We start from the raw sequence: 19,512 nt of genomic DNA, 5'->3' as shown, positions 1-19,512 counted from the left end.
GCGATCAGACGCCCAGCCGCGCGCGCACGCGTTCGATCAGCCCGGCACCGCGGCTCATGTCGGCAAAGGGTGCGATCCCCGTCCCCAGCCGGTTGCCGCGCACCACGATCGGCTCGCGCGTCCAGCTCCGCACCAGCGCCATCGACCAGTGCGCCGCGGGTGCCAGCCGTGCGTCGTTGGCCTCGACCACCAGCCCCGCCGACGGATGAACGACGCCTTCGGGCGCGACGCTGATCAGCGTCATATGGTTTTCCTTGTTCGGGCCGACGACGAAGCTGTTGCCCGCGATCCGTCCGGTCGCGCCGTTGGACAGGTCGATCATGTAATTGGTGTCCTGCCCCCGACTGTCGTCGAAGCTCGACCCGCTGATCTCCACCCGCGGCGCCCGGCTCTTCACATAATGGCCCCCGGTGCCCCGCTCGAAGCGGGAGGCGGTGATGCGCAACGCGCCATAATCGCCGATATAGACCGCATGCGCGCCGGTGCCCGTCGGGTCCTTGCCCAGCCCGGCAAAGGTCGAATGGTCGATCGTGATGGTCGCGGCGGGATCGCGCGCCGACAGGATCCCCGACTGGGCATCGAGGAACATCGCATTGCGGACCGTCAGGTCGCCGGTCTCGATCCGAATGCCCGCACCGTTGCCGTCGGGCACGCGCGTATGCATGAACACCAGTCCGTCGACCTCGGCCGCGCGCCCGCGCAGCACCAGCGTCGCCTTGCCCTCGCAAATCCCGCCGTCGAACACCGCGCGCCCGGGCTCCTCGGCGATGAAGCGAACGCGTCCGCCGGTCACGACCGCGCAATCAGCATAGCGGCCCGGCGCGACCCGGATGGTGCCGTCGCGCCCGTTCAGCGCGGCGACGGCCGCCGCCAGCGTGCCGAAGCGCTGGCCGGTCTCCGCGATCACGAAACCGCCGGCGGCAGCCTGCGCCGCAGGCTCGCGTGCGCCCAGGCCGCCCGCCCCCGCCCCGAGCGCAAGCGCAACGGCACCGATCGCCGCCGCCGCGCGGATGCGTGCCGCAGGGCGGTGTGCTGTTGTCCGTCGCATGACCGATCTTCCTCCGCGCAACCCGTGGTCCGTCGCGGTCAGGATAGGCGCGGCCGCGCCGGGAGCGAAGTCCCGTTTTGGGCCGCGCCCGCGGGGCTCAGTCGTCGAGCGGCTCGACCGCGATCACCTCGATCGCTTCGGGGCGTCCGTTGAAATCGACGCGCTCGCCGACCTCGGCACCGATCATCGCCTGGGCAAGCGGGGCGGAAAAGGCGATGCGCTCGGCGTGCGGCTCGGCCTCGTCGTGACCGACGATCGCGATCGTCCGCTCGCGCCCCGCCAACCGGAAACGCACCTGCGTGCCGATCGCGACGGTATCGGGCTCGGGCGCGGGGGCAAGCTGCGCGGTCCCCGCGCGCGTGTTCCAGTATCGCAGCTCGCGCCGCGCCGCCTCGCGCGCCTCGTCGTCCTCGGCCGCCGCCACGGCCGCCTCGGCTGCGGCGAGCCGCTCGCGGATCAACGCCAGCCCGCGCACCGTGACCATGTTGGGTCCGGGCGGCAACGGGATCTCGAACCGAGGTTCCTTGTGTTCCTCGTCATTATCGCGGCGAAACGCGACGCTCATTTCAACACATCCTCTTGACGGTGATCGGGCGCATACCGGCCATGCCGGTCACGCCGTTCTGGTTATAGGGTCTGGGGGTACCGGGGGGCGGGACCGCCGGCCCGCACGTCCCGGCGGGGTCAGATCAAACGGTGAAGCTCTCGCCGCAACCGCATGTTCCCTTGGCATTGGGGTTGTGAAAGACGAAACCCGACGTGAAATCGTCCTCGACCCAATCCATCGTCGATCCGATCAGGTACAGCACCGACGCACCATCGACGAAGAACGTGCCGCCGGGCGTATCGATCCGCTCGTCGAACGGCTTTGCCTCGGTGACATAGTCGACCGAATAGGCCAGCCCCGAACAGCCGCGCCGCGGCGTCGACAGCTTCACGCCCACCACGCCTTCGGGCGCGTTCGCCATCAGCGCGGCGATCCGCGCCTCGGCGGCGGGGGTCAGGTTCAGCGCCGCGGGGCGCTGGCGAAGCTTGGTCTCGGTCGTCATCTCGGTCTCTCGCCTGCCTTCCCGCCACGCGGGCGGAAGGAACGGGGAATGGCGCCCATCATGCGCGGGCGCTCCCTATATTGGAAGCCGCATCGCCGCGCCCAACCCCTTCGTCGACCGAAGGGGCGCCGGCGATCACAGCATTCCCAGTTCCAGCTTGGCCTCGTCGGACATCTTCTGTGGATCCCAGGGCGGATCCCAGACCAGATTGACCTCGGCATGGCCGATCCCGGGCACCGATCCGACGCGAAGCTCGACTTCGCCCGGCATCGATTCGGCAACGGGGCAATGCGGCGTGGTGAGCGTCATCGTCACCGTCGCATGGCCGTCGGCGGTGATTTCCAGGCCATAGATCAGGCCGAGATCATAGATGTTCACCGGGATTTCGGGGTCATAGATCTCGCGCAGCGCGTCGATCACCGATTCGTACAGCGCGCCGCCGGGCTCGCCTTCGGGATGCGCCTGGGGCGGCTGCGCCAGGAAGCCGGCCAGGTAATCGCGCTTGCGGCTCCCCGCCTCGGCATCGGCGGGCTGGGCGGCATCGGCCTGGTCGACCCGCGCCTTGGGCGGCGGTGCAACCGCGTCGACCTCTTCCACCACGATCCTGCGTTCTTCGTTCATCCGAAGATCCTCGTCACCCGTTCGATACCCTTGACGAGCGCGGCGACGTCCGCCGGCCCGTTATACACGCCGAAGCTCGCCCGCGCGGTGGCGGGAACCTCCAGCAGATCCATCAGCGGCTGGGCGCAGTGATGCCCGGCGCGGATCGCGACATTGCCCTCGTCCAGGATCGTCGCGACGTCGTGCGGGTGCACGCCCTCGACCGCGAAGCTGACGATGCCGGCGCTGTCCTCCGGCCCGAACAGCCGCACGCTGTTGAGCGCCGCAAGCGCCGCGCGCGTCTCGGTCACCAGCGCGGTTTCGTGCGCATGGATGCGCTCGAGCCCGATCCCGTCCACGTAATCGATCGCCGCATGCAGCCCGACCACGCCGACGATGTGCGGCGTGCCCGCCTCGAAACGGCCCGGCGGCGGGGCATAGGTCGTTTTGGCGAAAGTGACGCGATCGATCATCGATCCGCCGCCCTGATAGGGGGGCATCGCGTCGAGCAACTCGTACCGCCCCCACAGCACGCCGATCCCGGTCGGGCCGTAGAGCTTGTGTCCCGAAAAGACGTAGAAGTCGCAGCCGAGCTCGGCGACGTTGACCGGCAGGCGAGCAACCGCCTGACACCCGTCGATCAGGATCTTCGCCCCCACGGCATGGGCCAGTTCGGTCGCGCGCTTGGCGTCAAGAACCGAACCGAGCACGTTGGAGACATGCGCGAGCGCGACCAGCTTGTGCCGGTCGGTCAGCATCGCCGCCATCGCGTCGAGGTCGATGCGGTGGTCGGCGGTAAGCGGCACCACGTCGATCTGCGCGCCGATCTTCTCGGCGGCCATCTGCCACGGCACGATGTTGGAGTGATGCTCGAGCGCGGAGAGCAGGATGCGGTCGCCCGCCTTCAGCCGGGTCGCAGCATAGCATTGCGCGACAAGGTTGATCCCCTCGGTCGCGCCGCGGACGAACACCACTTCCTCCGTCCGGCCGCCGATAAACTTCGCCACCCGCGCCCGCGCCGCCTCGAAGGCGAGCGTCATGTCGGCCGAGCGCTGGTACACGCCGCGATGGACGGTGGCATAGGTCTCGCCATAGGCCCGCGTGATCGCATCGATCACCGGCTGCGGCTTCTGCGAGGTAGCAGCAGTATCGAGATACGCCCAGCCCGCCGGGATCGCCGGGAAATCCGCCAGCACGTCGAGCGGAGCCGCGGTCGCGAGCACACTCACAGCGCCGCCTCCAGCCATCCGATCGCATCGGCCGCAAAGGCCTCGCGCACCGCGTCCTCGCCGATCCGCGCGAGCGCATCGCCAACGAACGCGTGCGTCAGCAGCGCCTTCGCCCGTGCCGCCTCGATCCCGCGGCTCTGCAGATAGAACAGCGCGCGCTTGTCGAGCTCGCCCACCGTCGCGCCGTGCGCGCACTTCACGTCGTCGGCAAAGATCTCGAGCTCGGGCTTCAGGTTCACCGTCGCGGTGCGCTGGAGCAACAGGCCGCGCAGCGACTGTTCGCCGTCGGTCTGCTGTGCCCCGCGCGCCACCTCGACGCGGGCGGCAAGGCTCGCCGTCGACTGGTCGGCCGCCACCGCGCGCCACAACTGGCGCGACGTGCCTTCGACCGCGTCGTGGCGCACCGCCACGGCCGCTTCCTGCTTCTGCGCTGCGCGGCTGAGCAACGCGCCGCCCATTTCGGCAAAGGCGCCCTTGCCGGTCAGCGTCAGCGCGCCGTCGATCCGGCTGCCCATGCCGCCCGCGCCCAGAAAGATCGATACCAGGCTCGCCGCCTCGCCCACTTCGGCCTCGTCGCGGATCGAGACAAAGCCCTCGCGCTGCACCAGCCGTACCGAACGCATCAGCCGCGCGCCCTTGCCGAGCGTGATCGCGGTGAGCCGGTTGGCCCAGCCGGCGCCGGCAAACGTCTCCACGACGCTCGCCACCGCGTCGTCGGCGAGCTGGATGCGTGCCGGGACATGGTTGGCCCCGCCGGTGCCGAGATGGACGATCTGGATACGGATCGCCGCATGCTCGGGGCCGAGGTGCAGCGTCCACCCCTCGCCGATCGCAAGGCTGCCGAGCGCATGGTCGGTCGTCGGGACATGGCGCGTGACCTCCACCGGGCCGGGGCGGCTGTGCGCGGGCTCGAACACGCCGTCGACGAAGCACAGGCGCGGACCGTCGATGTCGAGGAACAGGTCGGCCGGGTTCACGCCCGCCGGCGCCTGCGGGCTCTCCGCGGCGGCGCGCAGCGCGTCCATGTCGGCCCAACGCCACGCCTCCGACCGGGACGAGGGCAGCGTCAGCGTGCTCACGCCGCCACTCCGGCATAGCCTTCGCGCTCCAGTTCGAGCGCGAGTTCGGGGCCGCCCGAACGCACGATGCGGCCGTCGGCAAGCACATGGACGAAGTCCGGCTTCACGTAATCGAGCAGCCGCTGATAATGGGTGATCAGCAGCACCGCCTTGTCGGGCGCGCGCATGATCCGGTTGATCCCCTCGCCCACCGCGCGCAGTGCGTCGATGTCGAGGCCGCTGTCGGTCTCGTCGAGAATGGCGAGCTTGGGGTTCAGGATGCCCATCTGCACCATCTCGTTGCGCTTCTTCTCGCCGCCCGAAAAGCCGACATTGACCGGCCGCTTGAGCAGTTCGGCGTCCATCCCCAGCGCCGTCGCCTGCGCGCGCGCCAGCTTCAGGAACTCGCCGCCCGACGCCGGCGTCTCGCCCCGCGCGCGCCGCTGCGCATTCAGCGCCTCGCGCAGGAAGTGCAGGTTGGAAATGCCGGGGATCTCGACCGGATATTGAAAGCCCAGGAACAGCCCCGCCGCGGCGCGCTCGTGCGCGTCCATCGCCAGCAGGTCGGCGCCGTCGAACGTCACCGTCCCCGACGTCACCGAATAGCCGTCGCGCCCGCCGAGCACATAGCCGAGCGTCGACTTGCCCGCGCCATTCGGCCCCATGATGGCGTGCACCTCGCCCGCGCCGATCGCAAGGCTCAACCCTTTCAGGATTTCCTTGCCGTCGACCTCGGCGTGGAGGTTGTCGATCTTCAGCATGTCACTTCATTCCTGTTCGTGTCTGTTCTGCCCCGGGCCCGACCGGGGTGCGACCAAGGGTCAGAGCGGCACCGTCACCAGCGTCACCGCTTTCAGGTCCTGCGCGTCATAGGCGTCGACCAGCTTTCCATCGTCGAGCTTCCATCGCACCGTATATTGGGCCGGCGTGCGGATCGCGGCGGCGACGTCGGCCTGCACCGCATCGAGGCTCTGCTGCATCCGGCTCCACCAGCCGCGCGACACCGGACGCCCGGCCAGCGTGATCCGGCCCGCCTCGAAATCGGCCTCGGTAAAGGCGCGGCACGCCTTCACCGCGGCTTCGACCGCGCGCGTGCGCGCCGCGGCGTCGGCGGGGGCGACGCCGACCTGGCGCACAATGCAGCGCGCCAGCCGCGTCGCCACGCCGATCTGCGGCACCTTTTCCACCGTGACGCCTGCCTGGGGCGCGGCAACCAGCGCCAGTGCCAACGCGATACTCATCCCACACTTCCTTCCAGGCTGATGCCGAGCAGCTTCTGCGCCTCGACCGCGAACTCCATCGGCAGTTGCTGGAGCACTTCCTTGGCAAAGCCGTTGACGATCAGCGCGACCGCCGCTTCCTGGTCCAGCCCGCGCTGCATGGCATAGAAGAGCTGGTCCTCGCTGATCTTGCTCGTCGTTGCCTCATGCTCGATCTGTGCGCTCGGGTTCTTCACCTCGATGTACGGCACGGTGTGCGCGCCGCACTGGTCGCCGAGCAGCAGCGAGTCGCACTGGGTGAAGTTGCGGACATTCTCCGCACTCGCCGCCACGCGAACGAGGCCCCGATAGGTGTTGTCGCTGCGCCCGGCCGAGATACCCTTCGACACGATCGTCGAGCGGCTGCCCTTGCCCAGATGGATCATCTTGGTGCCGGTATCGGCCTGCTGGCGATTGTTGGTCACCGCCACCGAATAGAATTCGCCGACCGAGTTCTCGCCCGCGAGCACGCAGCTCGGATACTTCCAGGTGATCGCCGATCCGGTCTCGACCTGGGTCCAGCTCACCTTCGAATTGCGGCCCTGGCACAGCGCGCGCTTGGTGACGAAATTGTAGATGCCGCCCTTGCCGTTCTCGTCGCCGGGATACCAGTTCTGGACGGTCGAATATTTGATCTCGGCATCGTCGAGCGCGACCAGCTCCACCACCGCGGCGTGCAACTGGTTCTCGTCGCGCATCGGCGCGGTGCAGCCTTCGAGATAGGAGACGTACGCGCCCTTGTCGGCGACGATCAGCGTGCGCTCGAACTGGCCGGTATTCTCCGCATTGATTCGGAAATAGGTGGAAAGCTCCATCGGGCAGCGCACGCCCTCGGGCACATAGACGAAGGTGCCGTCGGAAAAGACCGCGCTGTTGAGCGCCGCGAAATAATTGTCGCGCTGCGGCACCACACGCCCAAGCCACTTCTGCACCAGCTCGGGATATTCGCGGATCGCCTCGCTGATCGACAAGAAGATGACGCCCGCCGCCTTCAGTTCCTCGCGGAACGTCGTCGCGACCGACACGCTGTCGAACACCGCGTCGACCGCGATCTTGCGCGCGCCCTCGACGCCGGCAAGCACCTTCTGCTCCTCGATCGGGATGCCCAGCTTTTCATAGGTGCGCCGGATCTCGGGATCGAGGTCGTCCAGGCTCTTCAGCTCGGGCTTCTTCTTCGGCTCGGCGTAATAATAGGCGTCCTGATAATCGATCGGCGGCACGTCGAGCTTGGCCCAGTCGGGCGCGGTCATCGTCTGCCACAGCCGGAACGCCTTCAGCCGCCATTCGAGCATCCATTCGGGCTCGCGCTTCTTCGCCGAGATGTAACGGACGATGTCCTCGTTCAGCCCCTTGGGCGCGAACTCCTGCTCGACGTCGCTCGCGAAGCCCCATTCATATTTCTTGTTGGCGGCGGCGAGCGCCTCTGCATTCTTGGTGGCCATCAGACAGTAACTCCGGCGCCCCGGCCAAGGCCGGAGCCCAGTTGCGAGGAAGTTTGGGAAGGTGCGTCGGCACTCGCCGGCGCCGCGGCGCGCCCGGTCAGGCTGGCAAGGCTGATGCCCGCGAGCGCGCCCTTAACCGCGCCGTTGACGGCATTCCAGTGCGGGCGAACCCGGCATGCCCCCTCGACCGAGCAATCGTGGCGGCCCTCCTCGACGCACGAGGTCAGCGCAATCGGCCCCTCGATCGCCTCGACGATGTCGGCCAGGCTGATCGCCGCCGGCGGACGCGCCAGCCGAAACCCGCCGCCCGATCCGCGCGCGCTCTCGATCAGCCCGGCGGCGGAAAGGCGGCTGACCAGCTTCTGCACCGTCGGCAACGGCAATCCCGTCTCGTCCGCCAGCGCGGTCGCGTTCAGCCGCGACGCCCCGCCACAACGGCGGGCCGCGGCGGCCATCATCACGACGGCATAATCGGCAAGGCTGGAGAGTCGCATGATTCCAATCGGACAAAGTCAGTCCGATTGCATCTGGGCTCCCTTGCGACGGAAATCAACCTCCTCCGGAATGACGTCGGGCAGGAAGTGGAAGGTTTCGCTCGAAAGCGTCGCCGCCAGCACCGGGTCGCGCCGCGCGCGCAGCGACGTCGGGGTATGGCCGGTGAAGTGCTTGACCTCGTTGATCATGTGCGACTGGTCGGAAAAGGGCTCGACCACCTCGTCGATCGACGCGCCCTGGTACAGCTTCATCGCGGCGCGGATCGCGCGGAACTTGCGGCGCAACTGGTTGGGGGAGCCGCCGAAATATTCCAGGCACAGTCGCTGGACCTGCCGTTCGCCCAGCCCGCTCGACGTGCGGATCGCGGCATAGAGCTGGTCGATCGTGCAATTGTCGGTCGCCGCCCATTCGCGCACCGCGCGCAGGAACGGGAAATGCGCCTCGGGAACCGGCTTGACCTCTTCCTGGCGCATGATGAGCAGCGGCGCGATCGCGCTGACCATCTCTTCCAGCGTTGTCATGGTGCGCAACCGTTCGAGCAGCAGCGGCGCCTGTTCGCAGAACAGCTTGCGACCGTCGATGATGTGGTCGGTCACCTTGTTCGCCGGGATACCGATCAGCGCCTTCCACCCGATCGCGCGCAGGTTGACGCCGAAGCACGTCACGGGGCCGCGCAGCGTATAGGTCGCGGCGGCGGTGCCCGGTCCGGCGACCATGATCGGCTTGGCCTGTTCGACATGGCCGTCGGGAAAGACGAACTGCCCCTCGCCCGAAATCAGGAAGCGGATCTGCCCCAGATCGACTCGCTCGGAACGCTCGACCATGTCGGCATCGCAGCGGAACAGATAATAGGTGTCGACGTGCGGCAGCAGCCGGCCCTTGGCCCGCTTGACCTCGATCGACGGGAGCGAATCAACGCACGAGTCGACAAATGCCGGCTTTCGTTTTGCAGCGACCTGCATTGTTGCTGCGCTCCTGCACGCTCCCTGAACTCTCGTCCGATATACATGGAGTTGCGCACAAGGAAAAGTGGCCCGACCGGCAAGCCGGTCGGGCCTAAGTAGAAAGGGTTCCCCCTGTTGAAGCGGAAACCCCTCGGGTCGCATCGCCTCTCTAGCGCGCCCACGAACGGCTGTATTGGACAAATCCGACATGCAACGGGTTGGATCGGCGCAATTCCCGGTGCATAGGCCGGCGGCGATGGCTTATTTCCTTCGCCCTGCCCTGTTCCGCCTCGATGCCGAGGCCGCGCACCATGCCGCGATTCGGACGCTCCGCACCTGGGGGGCGCTGGGGGCGCCGTTCGGAAATCCTCCCGCCGCCGATTCGCGCCATGCGGTCGAACTGGCCGGGCTGCGGTTTCCCAACCCCGTCGGGCTGGCCGCGGGGCTCGACAAGGATGGCGAGGCGATCGCCGGGCTGTTCGCGCTGGGTTTCGGATCGGTCGAAATCGGCACGCTCACGCCGCGTCCCCAGCCGGGCAATCCGCGCCCGCGCCTGTTCCGGCTGGTCGAGGACGCCGCGATCATCAACCGCATGGGATTCAACAACCGGGGCATCGATTCGGCCCTGGCGCGGGTCGCCGCGCTGCCGCGCCGGCCGGGCATCCTCGGCATCAATGTCGGCGCCAACAAGGATTCGGCCGATCGCGTCGCCGATTACGCGATCGGCGTGGCGCGCGTTGCGCCGCTCGCCGATTATGTCACGATCAATGTCAGTTCGCCGAACACGCCCGGCCTGCGCGACCTTCAGTCCAGGCCGGCGCTCGACGAGCTGCTCGCCGCCGCCGACGGCGCGCGCATGCTGGCCGACGGAACCCGCCGTCCGCTCTTCCTCAAGATCGCGCCCGATCTCGATCGCGCAGGGGTCGACGATGCGGTGCGCGCGGCGGTCGATCATCATCTCGACGCGCTGATCGTCGCCAACACGACGATCGCCCGCCCGCCGTTGCGCTCGCCGCATGCGGGCGAGACCGGCGGCCTGTCGGGCCGCCCGCTCGTCGAGCGCGCCCGCGCCAAGCTGGCCGAGGCGCTTGAATCGGCCGCCGGGGCGCTGCCGATCATCTCGGTGGGCGGGATCGACAGCGCCGACGAGGCACAGCGCCGGCTCGACATGGGCGCGCGGCTGGTCCAGCTCTACTCGGCGCTCATCTTCGAAGGGCCCGGGCTCCCGCGCCGGATCGTCGCCGGGCTGCGCTGATCCGCCCCGCACGCGCGACGACTTTGCGTCGCCGCGCAAATCTGGCTAGCGTTGCGCGATGAAACGGATCGCACCCCTTGCCGTCGCGCTGTTCGCGGTGGCGTTCGCGCCGCCCGCGCTGGCCCGTCCTTCGCACCGGGCGCCGGCATCGCAAAAGCAGCTCGGCATGGTGAGCGCCGCCGATCCGCGCGCCGCCGCGGCCGGGGCAGAGATCCTGCGCGCCGGCGGCTCGGCCACCGATGCGGCGATCGCGACGATGCTCGCGCTCAACGTCGTCGAACCGCAAAGCTCGGGGATCGGCGGCGGCGGCTTCATGATGCTGCACGACGGCCGCACCGGCACGATCCAGTCGATCGACGGCCGCGAGACCGCGCCGATGGCCGCCAACGACCGCTGGTTCTTCGGCCCCGACGGCAAGCCGCTCAGCCATGCCGCCGCGGTTCCGGGCGGGCGCAGCGTCGGCGTCCCCGGCGCGCTGCGCATGATGCAGCTTGCGCACCGGCGCTCGGGCCGGCTGCCCTGGGCGCGCCTGTTCGAACCGGCGATCCGCCTCGCCGAACAGGGTTTCGCGATCACGCCGCGCCTCCAGGGCGGGCTCGCCCGCTATGCCGGGCACATGGATGCTTGGGGGCGCGCGCATTTCTTCGGACCGGACGGCAAGCCGCTGCCCGTCGGCACCGTGCTGCGCAATCCCGAACAGGCCGCGTTCCTGCGCCAGATCGCACGCCGCGGCGCCGATTCCTTCTATGTCGGCCCGGTCGCGCAACAAATCGTCGCCACCGTCAACAACGCGTCGCGCAACCCGTCGATGATGACGCTCGGCGATCTCGCCAGCTATTCGGCCAAGGACCGCGCGCCGCTGTGCGGCACCTATCGCGCCTATCGCGTGTGCAGCATGGCGCCGCCCTCGTCGGGCGGCATCACCGTGCTGATGATCCTGAAGCAGCTCGAACGCTTCGACATGGCGTCGCTCGGCAAGGATTCGCCGACCGCGTGGCACCTGTTCGCCGAAAGCTCGCGCCTCGCCTATGCCGATCGTGACCGCTATCTGGGCGATCCCGATCACGTCCAGGTGCCCGTCGCCGGGCTGCTCGCGCCCGACTATATCGCCGCGCGCTCGGCGCTGATCGCCCCCGACCGCACGATGGCGAGCGTCGAGGCGGGAACCCCCGCCGGCGCGCCGCCGCGCCAGCGCGTTCCGGCGAGCGAGGTCGCCGGAACGACCGATCTCGTCACGGTCGACCGGCGCGGCAACGTCGTCGAGGTGACGACGACGGTCGAGGGCTATTTCGGCTCGGGCCTCACCGTCAACGGCACCTTCCTCAACAACCAGCTCACCGATTTCGATCTTGCGCCGGTCAAGGACGGCTATCTCGTCGCCAACCGTGTCGAGGGCGGCAAGCGTCCGCGCAGCTCGATGGCGCCGACGATCATCTACGGCCCCGACGGCAAGGTGCGGCTGGCGCTCGGCGCCGCGGGCGGATCGACGATCATCGCCCAGGTCGCCAAGGCGATCGTCGGCGTGATCGACTGGAAACTCTCGGCACAGGATGCGATCGGGCTCGGGCTGCTCTATGCCCCCGGCCCCGTCGCGACCGCCGAACAGGGGACGCAGCTCGACGCGATGCTCCCCGCGCTTCAGGCGATGGGCGAACGCGTCCAGTCGGCGCCGCTGGGGCTCAAGGCGAACGCGATCGAGCGCGTCGGCGACCGCTGGGTCGGCGCCGCCGATCCGCGCAGCGAGGGCGTTGCGGTGCGCGAGGACGGGGTCGTGACCGAAATCCGGCGCGTCGCGCCGCCCGCCCGCCCGGAATAATCATGAAACGCGGCCGCTGAGAGGCGCCGCGGCAAGGAGAGATATGCGCAGGCTCGAACGCTTCGACAATCTGGTGCGGATGTTCTTCACCCGCGCCGACGAAAAGGGCGACAGCCCCTTTCTGTGGGAAAAGTCAGCGGGCAAATGGCACGCGATCAGCTGGGCCGAGGCCGCCCGCCGCGTCGCCGCGCTCGCGCGCGGGCTCCAGTCGCTGGGGCTCAAGCGCGGCGACCGCGTGATGCTGGTGTGCGAAAACCGCCCCGAATTCTGCCTGACCGACCTTGCGATCATGGCGGCGGGCTGCGTCACGGTGCCCACCTACACCACCAACACCGAACGCGATCACCAGCACATCATCGAGAATTCGGGCGCCTGCGCGATCGTCGTCTCGACCGCCAAGCTCGCGCGCACGCTGCTTCCCGCCGCGCTGCGTTCGTCGAGCGCGCGAATGGTGATCGGGATCGAGGATCTGCGCGCCGGCCAGTCGGGGGCGATGGAGTTCCACAGCTGGCACGAACTGATCGCACGCAATCCCACCGACCCGGCCACGATCGCTGCCGAGGCGAGCTTCGCGCGTTCGGACCTCGCCTGCCTCATCTACACCAGCGGCACCGGCGGCAGCCCGCGCGGCGTGATGCAGCATCACGGCGCGATCCTGCACAATGTCGAGGGCTGTACCGCGCTCATCGCCGACGACTTCGGCTGGGACGACGAGATTTTCCTGTCGTTCCTCCCGCTCAGCCATGCCTATGAGCACACGGCGGGCCAGTATTTCCCGATCGCGCTCGGCGGGCAGATCTATTATTCCGAAGGGCTCGAAAAGCTCGCCTCGAACATCGAGGAAGTACGCCCGACGATCATGGTCGTCGTCCCCCGGCTGTTCGAGGTGCTGCGCACGCGCATCAGCAAGACCGTCGAAAAACAGGGGCGCTTCGCCAACTTCCTGCTCGATCGCGCGGTGCGGATCGGCGGCCGCCGCGCCGCGGGCCGCACGGGCGCGCTCGACGCGCCGATGGACCTGTTCCTCAACGCCACGCTGCGACCCAAGCTCGCCAAGCGCTTCGGCGGGCGGATCAAGGCGATGGTGTCGGGCGGCGCACCGCTCAACCCCGAAGTCGGCATCTTCTTCCAGTCGCTCGGCCTCACCTTCCTCCAGGGCTATGGCCAGACCGAGGCCGCGCCGATCATCTCGTGCAACCGGCCCCGCGCCGGGCTCAAGATGGACACGGTCGGCCCGCCGCTCGAAGGGGTCGAGGTCCGCATCGCCGACGACGGCGAGATCCTGGTGCGCGGCGAGCTGGTGATGCACGGCTATTGGCGCAACGAGGCGGAGACCGAACGCGTGCTGCGCGATGGCTGGCTCCACACCGGCGACATCGGCCTCATCGACGACAAGGGCCGGATCAAGATCACCGACCGCAAGAAGGACATCATCGTCAACGACAAGGGCGACAATGTCGCGCCGCAGAAGGTCGAGGGGATGCTGACGCTCCAGCCTGAGATCATGCAGGCGATGATCTATGGCGACAAGCGGCCCTACATGACCGCGGTGATCGTCCCCGACGCCGAATGGATTCAGGAATACTGCGCCCGCACCGGCGCCCGCTGCGACACGCACAGCCTCGCGCTCGATCCCGATTTCAAGGCCGCGCTCGGTGCGGCGGTCGAACGCGTCAACAAGGATCTCTCGGTGATCGAGCGCGTGCGCAAGTTCATCGTCGCCGACGCGCCCTTCTCGATCGAGAACGAGCAGCTGACGCCCAGCCTCAAGATCCGCCGGCACGTCCTGCGTGCCGCCTATGGCGAACGGCTCGACGCGCTCTACTGAGCGCGCGGCCTGCGCCGGGGCCGCGAAACCGGCCCGCCCGGCCGCGAAATTGGGCCGCAGGAACCACGAAAAAGGGCCGCCTTCCCGGATCGGGAGGGCGGCCCTTCTCGTTTGGGCGGCGGGGGGCGGTCGCCCGCCCCTCGCGTGCCTCAGAAGGTCATGCGCGCGCCGAGCGACAGCACGAATGCATGGGCGTCGCGCAGCGTGCCCGAAACGCCGATCGGCGTCTGCACCGGCGTGCCGACATAGGCCGCGGTCGGGCGGTCGATCGATTCATCCTCGAAGTCGATATAGTTGACCGCGGTGTCGATCGTCAGGTTGCGCGTCGCCTTGTACGAGCCGCCCAGGCCGAAGTTCCAGCGGTTGGCGTCGGGCACGCGCGCATCGCGCTCGCCGTCGCGGGTCGGAGTCTGCGCGCTCTGCACGCCCGCGCGCAGCGTCAGCTTGGGGCTTGCGGCATAGTCGAGGCCGGCGGCGACGCTCCACGTCTCGCGATAGTTTTCGGGGATCGCGGTGTTGAGCGGCGCCTCGAGCCGGATCGCGTCGAACTTGTCCCAGCTGAAGCGCGTCAGCTGCGTGTTGAGCGCCAGCTTGGGGGTCACGTTGAACCGCGCACCGACGATCAGCTGGCCGGGGGTGTGGAAATTGGCGTGGATGTCGTCCAGCTTGCGGTTCTGCGCCGCCAGCGGCCCCTGCAGCCCGCTGATCTCCAGCGAACCCTTCAGCCGGTGCTTGATCGCCGACTTGTAGGCAAAGCCCACCGTCACGAAGTCGTTGTGGAGCTGGAAGCCTGCGGTCCAGCCCAGATCCCAGCCATTGCCCTTCAGCTCCTGCTTGCCATCGGGCAGCGCAGCCGCAAGGTTGGGCAGCGCGTTGCTCAGCGCCGCGTCGGTATATTCGATGTTGGCGCCAGCGCCGACGCGCAGCCAGTCGGTCACCGCGACCGCGATCGACGGCTGGATGTCCATCGTCAGCAGCTTGGTGCGGTCGGCCGAATAGCGCGCCCAGCTGTTCGCGTCATAATCGGTGGTGAAGCTGAACGGCGACGTGATCGCCAGGCCCAGCGCGACGCGATTGCTCAGCGGATAGGCGAACGATCCCGACGGCAGCACGCCGTTGTTGATCGGGTTGCGCGCCACGCCGTCGCCGCCGACGGGGGCGAACGCGCCGCCCGGGCGGCGGATCACGGTGCCGCGGTCCTCGACCTTGCCGTGCGGCAGGATGCCGGCGACGTTGACGATCGCCTCGCCCTCGGCCGTGCCGGCGATCGAGGCGGGGTTCCACCACAGCGAGCCGGCGCCGGTGTCGGCGACTTCACCCGAAAAGGCGCGGCCCGCGCCGCGCGCCGACTGTTCCTGAAGGTAAAAGCCCTGGGCGTGGGCGGCGCCGGCGAACCCGAGGCACGAAACGAGCGCCGAAGCGGCGACGAGCGAGGTCTTGAAGGGCGACATGCTTGGTCTTTCGAAAATCGGTTTATCGGAAATTGGTCGTCAAAGCGCTGAAAAGGCTTCGATCAGCGCAGCCGGGTCCAGGTCTGGGTACGGCACAGCGGGCGGAACACGCAGCCGCGGACCTTGAGCTGGTCGGCGCCCTCGGGCGTCACGTCGGCGCTATAGGTGCGGCCGTCCTCGGCATTGTAGATCTGGCCGCCGGTCCAGCCGTTGCCCGAAGCCTTGAAGCCGCTCAGGATCTGGAGCCCGCGCAACGGACGGTTGCGCAGCGCGGCGTTGGAATTCTTGGTGTCGCGCGTGTCGGGATTGGTGCGCAGCGCGTCCGACGTCAGGATGCGGCCGCAGATCGACGTGCCGCAGCGCTCGATCTCGACGATGGCGTTGCGCGTCTGCGTCTTCCAGCGGCCGATGGCGGCATCGGGCCCCTGGGGCGCGGCGGCGGCAAGGGCGACCCCTAACAGAGTAACCAGCATTCAAACCTCTCCTCATGCCCGCGCCGCTGTTGCGGTCTCGGAAGGGCTGCCCCTGTCGGAGCGTGGCGTTCCGCGCGGGCCGGGGTACGCTGCCCCGATCCTCTGCCGCGGATCGCCATGGTGCGGGCACCGGGCGGCACCCTCTCCCACAGGACATGCGACAGGCCGGCCGGCCGGTCGCTGCGGCGGCACAGCGCAGGCTACGACCCTGCCGCCACATCCCTTGATTCGCGGAAGCTCTAACCGCGAATCTATTCACCAATCAAGAGAGCGATCCGCAAATTCCCTTAGGGGTTCCCGTACCCTGCACCCGAAACTGGCCAAAGTTCCACGCGGACGTAACGTCAGGGGCATAACGAAAAAATTATACCCCCCGCTGCCGCCCTTCATGCGCCAGACCGCGATTTCGATCCAGCCCGGTCCGCCCTGGGTCCGCCGTCCGCCCGCCCCCAGCACGCGCGGGCACGCGGGCACGCGGACCGGCCCACGCCGGCGTCTACGCACAACGGGGCCGCCGGTTGCGTGACCGGCGGCCCCGTCGGGTCGGGTCAATCGGGCTCAGCGTCCGGCGACGGGGGCCGTCGGTGCCGCTGCCGCAGCCGCTGCGGCGGGAGGCGCCGCGTTCTGCGGCACGACCTGGAGCGTCCAGTCGCGTTCGGGGCGCAGATATTTGGCCGCGAGCGCCTGCAGCTCGGCGGGCGTCGTGCGCACGATGTCGGGCGCCAGCGTGTTGACCGCGCTGATCCGCGCCGGATCGAAGCTGCCGCCCTCGACCAGCCGCAGCCAGAACATGTTGCCGCTCGAAAGCCGGATGATCTGCTGCCACAACGGCGTGCGGGCGCGCTTCAGCTCGTCCTCGTCGATCGGCTTGGCGACCAGGTCGGCGGCGATCCCGCGCGCGAGCTCGAAGAAGAAGCCGGTCTTTTCGGGCGGCACCAGCCCCAGCGCGATCAGCTTGCCGCCATTGTCCATCCCCACCGGCCAGTCGCTCGCGACATTGGGCGAATAGCTGACGCCCGCCTTGCTGCGCAGCTGGTCGATCAGCCGGTCGCGGAACACCGCGGCGAGCAGGTCGAGCTTGCGGCTCTCGGTCAGGCCCGCGCTGCCGCCGCCCGTCGGCCAGGCGATCACCGCCGCGGCCTGGTCGGGCTTGCCCTCGTGCGTCAGCCGCACCGGGGTCGCCACATGCGCGGGAAAGCGCGCCGCGTCGCCCGCCGGCGCCGCGGCCGGGCGCGGCTTCAGCGCGCCCAGGCTCGCCGCCACCGCCTTCACCGCCGCGTCCGAATCCATGTCGCCGAAAATCTCGACCTCGATCGGACCGCTGGCGAGCAACGGTGCCCAGAACTGGCGGAATGTCTGCGGCGTCGTCGCCTGGATCGTCTCGCGGCTCGGCACGCCCCAGCGCGGATCGCCCGAATGGAGCAGTCGCTCCAGGTCGCGTCCCAGCACCGCGTCGGGCGACGCCGACAGCCCGGCATAGCTCGCCAGCACGCCGGCCTTGGCGCGGTTGACCGGCCCCGCGTCCCACCCCGGCGCCGCCAGCTTGGCCGCGAACAGCCGCAACTGGTCGGCCAGGTCGTCCTTGTTGGTCTGCGCGCTGAACCGGAACGCATCGTCCTGGATGTCGAAGTCGAAGCCCATCTGGCGCTTGCCGATCAGCGCATCCAGCTCTTCCTGCCCCAGCGTGCCGATGCCGCTCGCCACCAGCGCCATCTCGCCGGCCCAGGCGGGCGTCGGCCGGTCGCCGGGGATCGCGCGGCGGCCATGGCCGAACCGCACGTTGACATAGACCTTGCCCGTCTCGCTCGGGTCCTTGCGCAGGATCAGGTTGACGCCGTTGGCAAAGCGCAGCTTCTCGATCTGCAAATCGGGCAACAGCTCGGTCCGCTCGACCACCTTGCCCGGCGCGCCCAGCTTGGGCAGGCTGGCAAAGCTGATCTTGTCGAGCGACTTGCGCTTGCCCGACGCCGCCTTCACATCGGCCTGCAGCGCGCTCGCCACCTTGGTCACGATCGCCGGGTCGGGCTTGTGCGCGTTGACCAGCGCACGCACCGCGACGCCCGAAAAGACGCGCCGCGCCGCCGCCTGGACCGTCGCCGGGGTGAACATCTTCGCCGCGACGGCGGTGCGGAAAATGTCATACGACGCCTCGGGCGTCGTCACCGTCTCGTTGATGTCGACCGCCTGCACCAAGTCGTCGGCGATCTTCATCCCGGCCTCGACCGGGGCGGTCGCGATCCGCTGCTTCATGCCCGATTCGATCTCGGCGAGCTCGCGGTCGATCTCGGCCTGGGTCGGCGGCGCCGCCTGAACGGCCGCGATCGCCGCCCGCACGTCGCGCAGCGCGGTTTCCCAGTCGTCGCCCACCGGCAGCACCTGCACGGTCGTCACATTGGCCGAACGCGCGATGTCGTCCAGGTCGGCGCCCGCCGCGATGAAGCTGGCACCGGCACGTGCGCGCGATTCGAGCCGCCGGTTGAGAATGCGGATCGCGACCATGTCGACCATCCGCTTCTGGTTGAAGATCACCGTGTCGGCATAGACGGTCCACGGCCGCACGATCGCCATCAGCGCCAGCGGCTGCAACGCCGGCTCGACGACGCTCGCGGCGACCGGATGATCGGCCTCGGGCTTGCCGAAATCGGGGTTCTTGGGGGCCGGACCCTTGCCCTGCCAGTCGGCGAAATATTTCTGGACCAGCGCCTCGAGTTGGGCGGGATCGACGTCGCCGATCGCGATCACCACCGTGCGTTCGGGCCGATACCAGCGGTCGTGGAACGCCTGCACGCTCTCGGGCGTCGCGGCGAGCAGCGTCTCGGTCGTCCCGATCGGCTCGCGCTGCGACACCGGCTGTCCGGCAAAGATCAGGTCGAGCATCGCGTCCTGCAACCGCACCTGCGGCCCGGGCTGTTCGCGCTGTTCGGCCATCACCACCGGTCGCTCGGCGGTCAGCGCGGCGGCGGTGATCGCCGGGCCCTTCATCATCCCCGACAGGATCTTGAAGCTCTCGTCGAGGCCCGCGGGCGTCGCAGTCGGCAGGTCGAGCTTGTAGACCGTCTGGGTAAAGGTCGTGCTGGCGTTGCTGTCCGATCCGAAGGTCACGCCCAGCCGCTGCCAGATCCGCTTCGATTCCCCGTCGGGGACGAATACCGATCCGCGAAAGGTCAGGTGCTCGAGCAGATGCGCATAGCCGCGCTCGCTGTCCTGCTCCATCAACGACCCGGCATCGATGCGGACGCGCACCGAAACCTGCCCCGGCGGGACGCCGTTCTTGCGCACCGCATAGCGCAACCCGTTCGAAAGCCGCCCGAACTTCCATTTGTCGTCATGGACGAGGTCGCTGCCCTTGTAGAGCCAGGGATCGTCCGCGGTCTGCACCGGCCGCGCGGCCGGCGTGGCGGGGGCCTGCGTCGTCTGGGCGACGACGGGCGGGACGATCACCGGGGTCAGGCCGGCAACGAAGATCGTGGCGAGCAGCGGCAGCCGCAGGAAAAGACGCATGGCACCTCGTGTAGACGCGATGCGCCGGCCATGCCAGCCGCCACCTTGCCCGCCGATGTACGAA

The 19,512-nt window shown here is 68.8% G+C and carries 17 protein-coding genes; 3 read left to right on the top strand and 14 right to left on the bottom strand.

The features are described 5' to 3' along the window. Positions 1–4: 4 nt before the first annotated feature. From ACT3CF_RS03380 to ACT3CF_RS03330, 11 genes are all read right to left on the bottom strand, one after another. Positions 5–1,048 carry a right-handed parallel beta-helix repeat-containing protein gene (locus ACT3CF_RS03380; RefSeq protein ID WP_478420353.1) on the bottom strand — a complete coding sequence of 348 codons (1,044 nt, stop codon included), beginning with the start codon at positions 1,046–1,048 and terminating at the stop codon, positions 5–7. A 97-nt stretch (positions 1,049–1,145) separates the two neighbouring features. Further along, entirely contained in the window at positions 1,146–1,613 is a 468-nt protein-coding gene (locus tag ACT3CF_RS03375) for a GreA/GreB family elongation factor (RefSeq protein ID WP_478420351.1), read from the bottom strand. Positions 1,614–1,737: 124 nt separating this feature from the next. Further along, positions 1,738–2,097, bottom strand: coding sequence for a HesB/IscA family protein (locus ACT3CF_RS03370; RefSeq protein ID WP_478420350.1), 360 nt, complete (start codon positions 2,095–2,097; stop codon positions 1,738–1,740). A gap of 135 nt (positions 2,098–2,232) precedes the next feature. Next, entirely contained in the window at positions 2,233–2,718 is a 486-nt protein-coding gene (locus ACT3CF_RS03365; RefSeq protein ID WP_478420349.1) for an SUF system Fe-S cluster assembly protein, read from the bottom strand. Beyond that, positions 2,715–3,944, bottom strand: coding sequence for a cysteine desulfurase (locus ACT3CF_RS03360; RefSeq protein ID WP_478420348.1), 1,230 nt, complete (start codon positions 3,942–3,944; stop codon positions 2,715–2,717). The genes ACT3CF_RS03365 and ACT3CF_RS03360 overlap by 4 nt, the downstream gene beginning before the upstream one ends. Continuing rightward, entirely contained in the window at positions 3,923–5,005 is a 1,083-nt protein-coding gene (locus tag ACT3CF_RS03355) for a SufD family Fe-S cluster assembly protein (protein ID WP_478420347.1), read from the bottom strand. Before ACT3CF_RS03355 ends, ACT3CF_RS03360 begins: the two co-directional genes overlap by 22 nt. Further along, positions 5,002–5,745: a Fe-S cluster assembly ATPase SufC gene (gene sufC / locus ACT3CF_RS03350; RefSeq protein ID WP_478420346.1), complete on the bottom strand. Its 744-nt coding sequence runs from the start codon at positions 5,743–5,745 to the stop codon at positions 5,002–5,004. Before sufC ends, ACT3CF_RS03355 begins: the two co-directional genes overlap by 4 nt. 60 nt (positions 5,746–5,805) lie before the next feature. Further along, a complete protein-coding gene (locus ACT3CF_RS03345; RefSeq protein ID WP_478420344.1) occupies positions 5,806–6,225 on the bottom strand; it encodes a hypothetical protein in 420 nt (139 codons plus the stop codon). Further along, on the bottom strand, positions 6,222–7,685 hold the full coding sequence (gene sufB / locus ACT3CF_RS03340; RefSeq protein ID WP_478420343.1) for a Fe-S cluster assembly protein SufB: 1,464 nt from the start codon (positions 7,683–7,685) through the stop codon (positions 6,222–6,224). The genes ACT3CF_RS03345 and sufB overlap by 4 nt, the downstream gene beginning before the upstream one ends. Further along, entirely contained in the window at positions 7,685–8,179 is a 495-nt protein-coding gene (locus ACT3CF_RS03335; protein ID WP_478420342.1) for an SUF system Fe-S cluster assembly regulator, read from the bottom strand. Before ACT3CF_RS03335 ends, sufB begins: the two co-directional genes overlap by 1 nt. Before the next feature lie 18 nt (positions 8,180–8,197). After that, on the bottom strand, positions 8,198–9,142 hold the full coding sequence (locus ACT3CF_RS03330) for a helix-turn-helix domain-containing protein (RefSeq protein ID WP_478420340.1): 945 nt from the start codon (positions 9,140–9,142) through the stop codon (positions 8,198–8,200). Positions 9,143–9,380: 238 nt separating this feature from the next. On the opposite strand from ACT3CF_RS03330, the gene ACT3CF_RS03325 reads away from it, so the two are divergent. Genes ACT3CF_RS03325 through ACT3CF_RS03315 form a run of 3 tightly spaced genes read left to right on the top strand, consistent with a single transcriptional unit; the run spans position 9,381 to position 14,023 of the window. Then, the gene (locus ACT3CF_RS03325; protein WP_478420339.1) at positions 9,381–10,379 is read left to right on the top strand and encodes a quinone-dependent dihydroorotate dehydrogenase; all 999 of its coding nucleotides are present in this window, start codon (positions 9,381–9,383) and stop codon (positions 10,377–10,379) included. Positions 10,380–10,437: 58 nt separating this feature from the next. Further along, entirely contained in the window at positions 10,438–12,195 is a 1,758-nt protein-coding gene (gene ggt, locus ACT3CF_RS03320) for a gamma-glutamyltransferase (RefSeq protein WP_478420337.1), read from the top strand. A 43-nt stretch (positions 12,196–12,238) separates the two neighbouring features. Next, positions 12,239–14,023 carry an AMP-dependent synthetase/ligase gene (locus tag ACT3CF_RS03315; RefSeq protein ID WP_478420335.1) on the top strand — a complete coding sequence of 595 codons (1,785 nt, stop codon included), beginning with the start codon at positions 12,239–12,241 and terminating at the stop codon, positions 14,021–14,023. Between the two features lie 149 nt (positions 14,024–14,172). Here the strand turns inward: ACT3CF_RS03315 and ACT3CF_RS03310 are convergent, their stop codons facing one another. From ACT3CF_RS03310 to ACT3CF_RS03300, 3 genes are all read right to left on the bottom strand, one after another. Beyond that, positions 14,173–15,474, bottom strand: a complete 1,302-nt coding sequence (locus tag ACT3CF_RS03310; RefSeq protein ID WP_478420333.1) for an OmpP1/FadL family transporter — start codon at positions 15,472–15,474, stop codon at positions 14,173–14,175. A gap of 62 nt (positions 15,475–15,536) precedes the next feature. Further along, positions 15,537–15,947, bottom strand: coding sequence for a DUF2147 domain-containing protein (locus tag ACT3CF_RS03305; protein WP_478420331.1), 411 nt, complete (start codon positions 15,945–15,947; stop codon positions 15,537–15,539). Between the two features lie 558 nt (positions 15,948–16,505). Then, entirely contained in the window at positions 16,506–19,448 is a 2,943-nt protein-coding gene (locus ACT3CF_RS03300; protein ID WP_478420329.1) for a M16 family metallopeptidase, read from the bottom strand. Between the last annotated feature and the right edge of the window lie 64 nt (positions 19,449–19,512).

It is taken from the genome of Sphingomonas chlorellae, from assembly GCF_056485145.1.
Note: the sequence above shows the minus strand (reverse complement) of the source record. Positions and strands in the feature narration are given on the sequence as shown.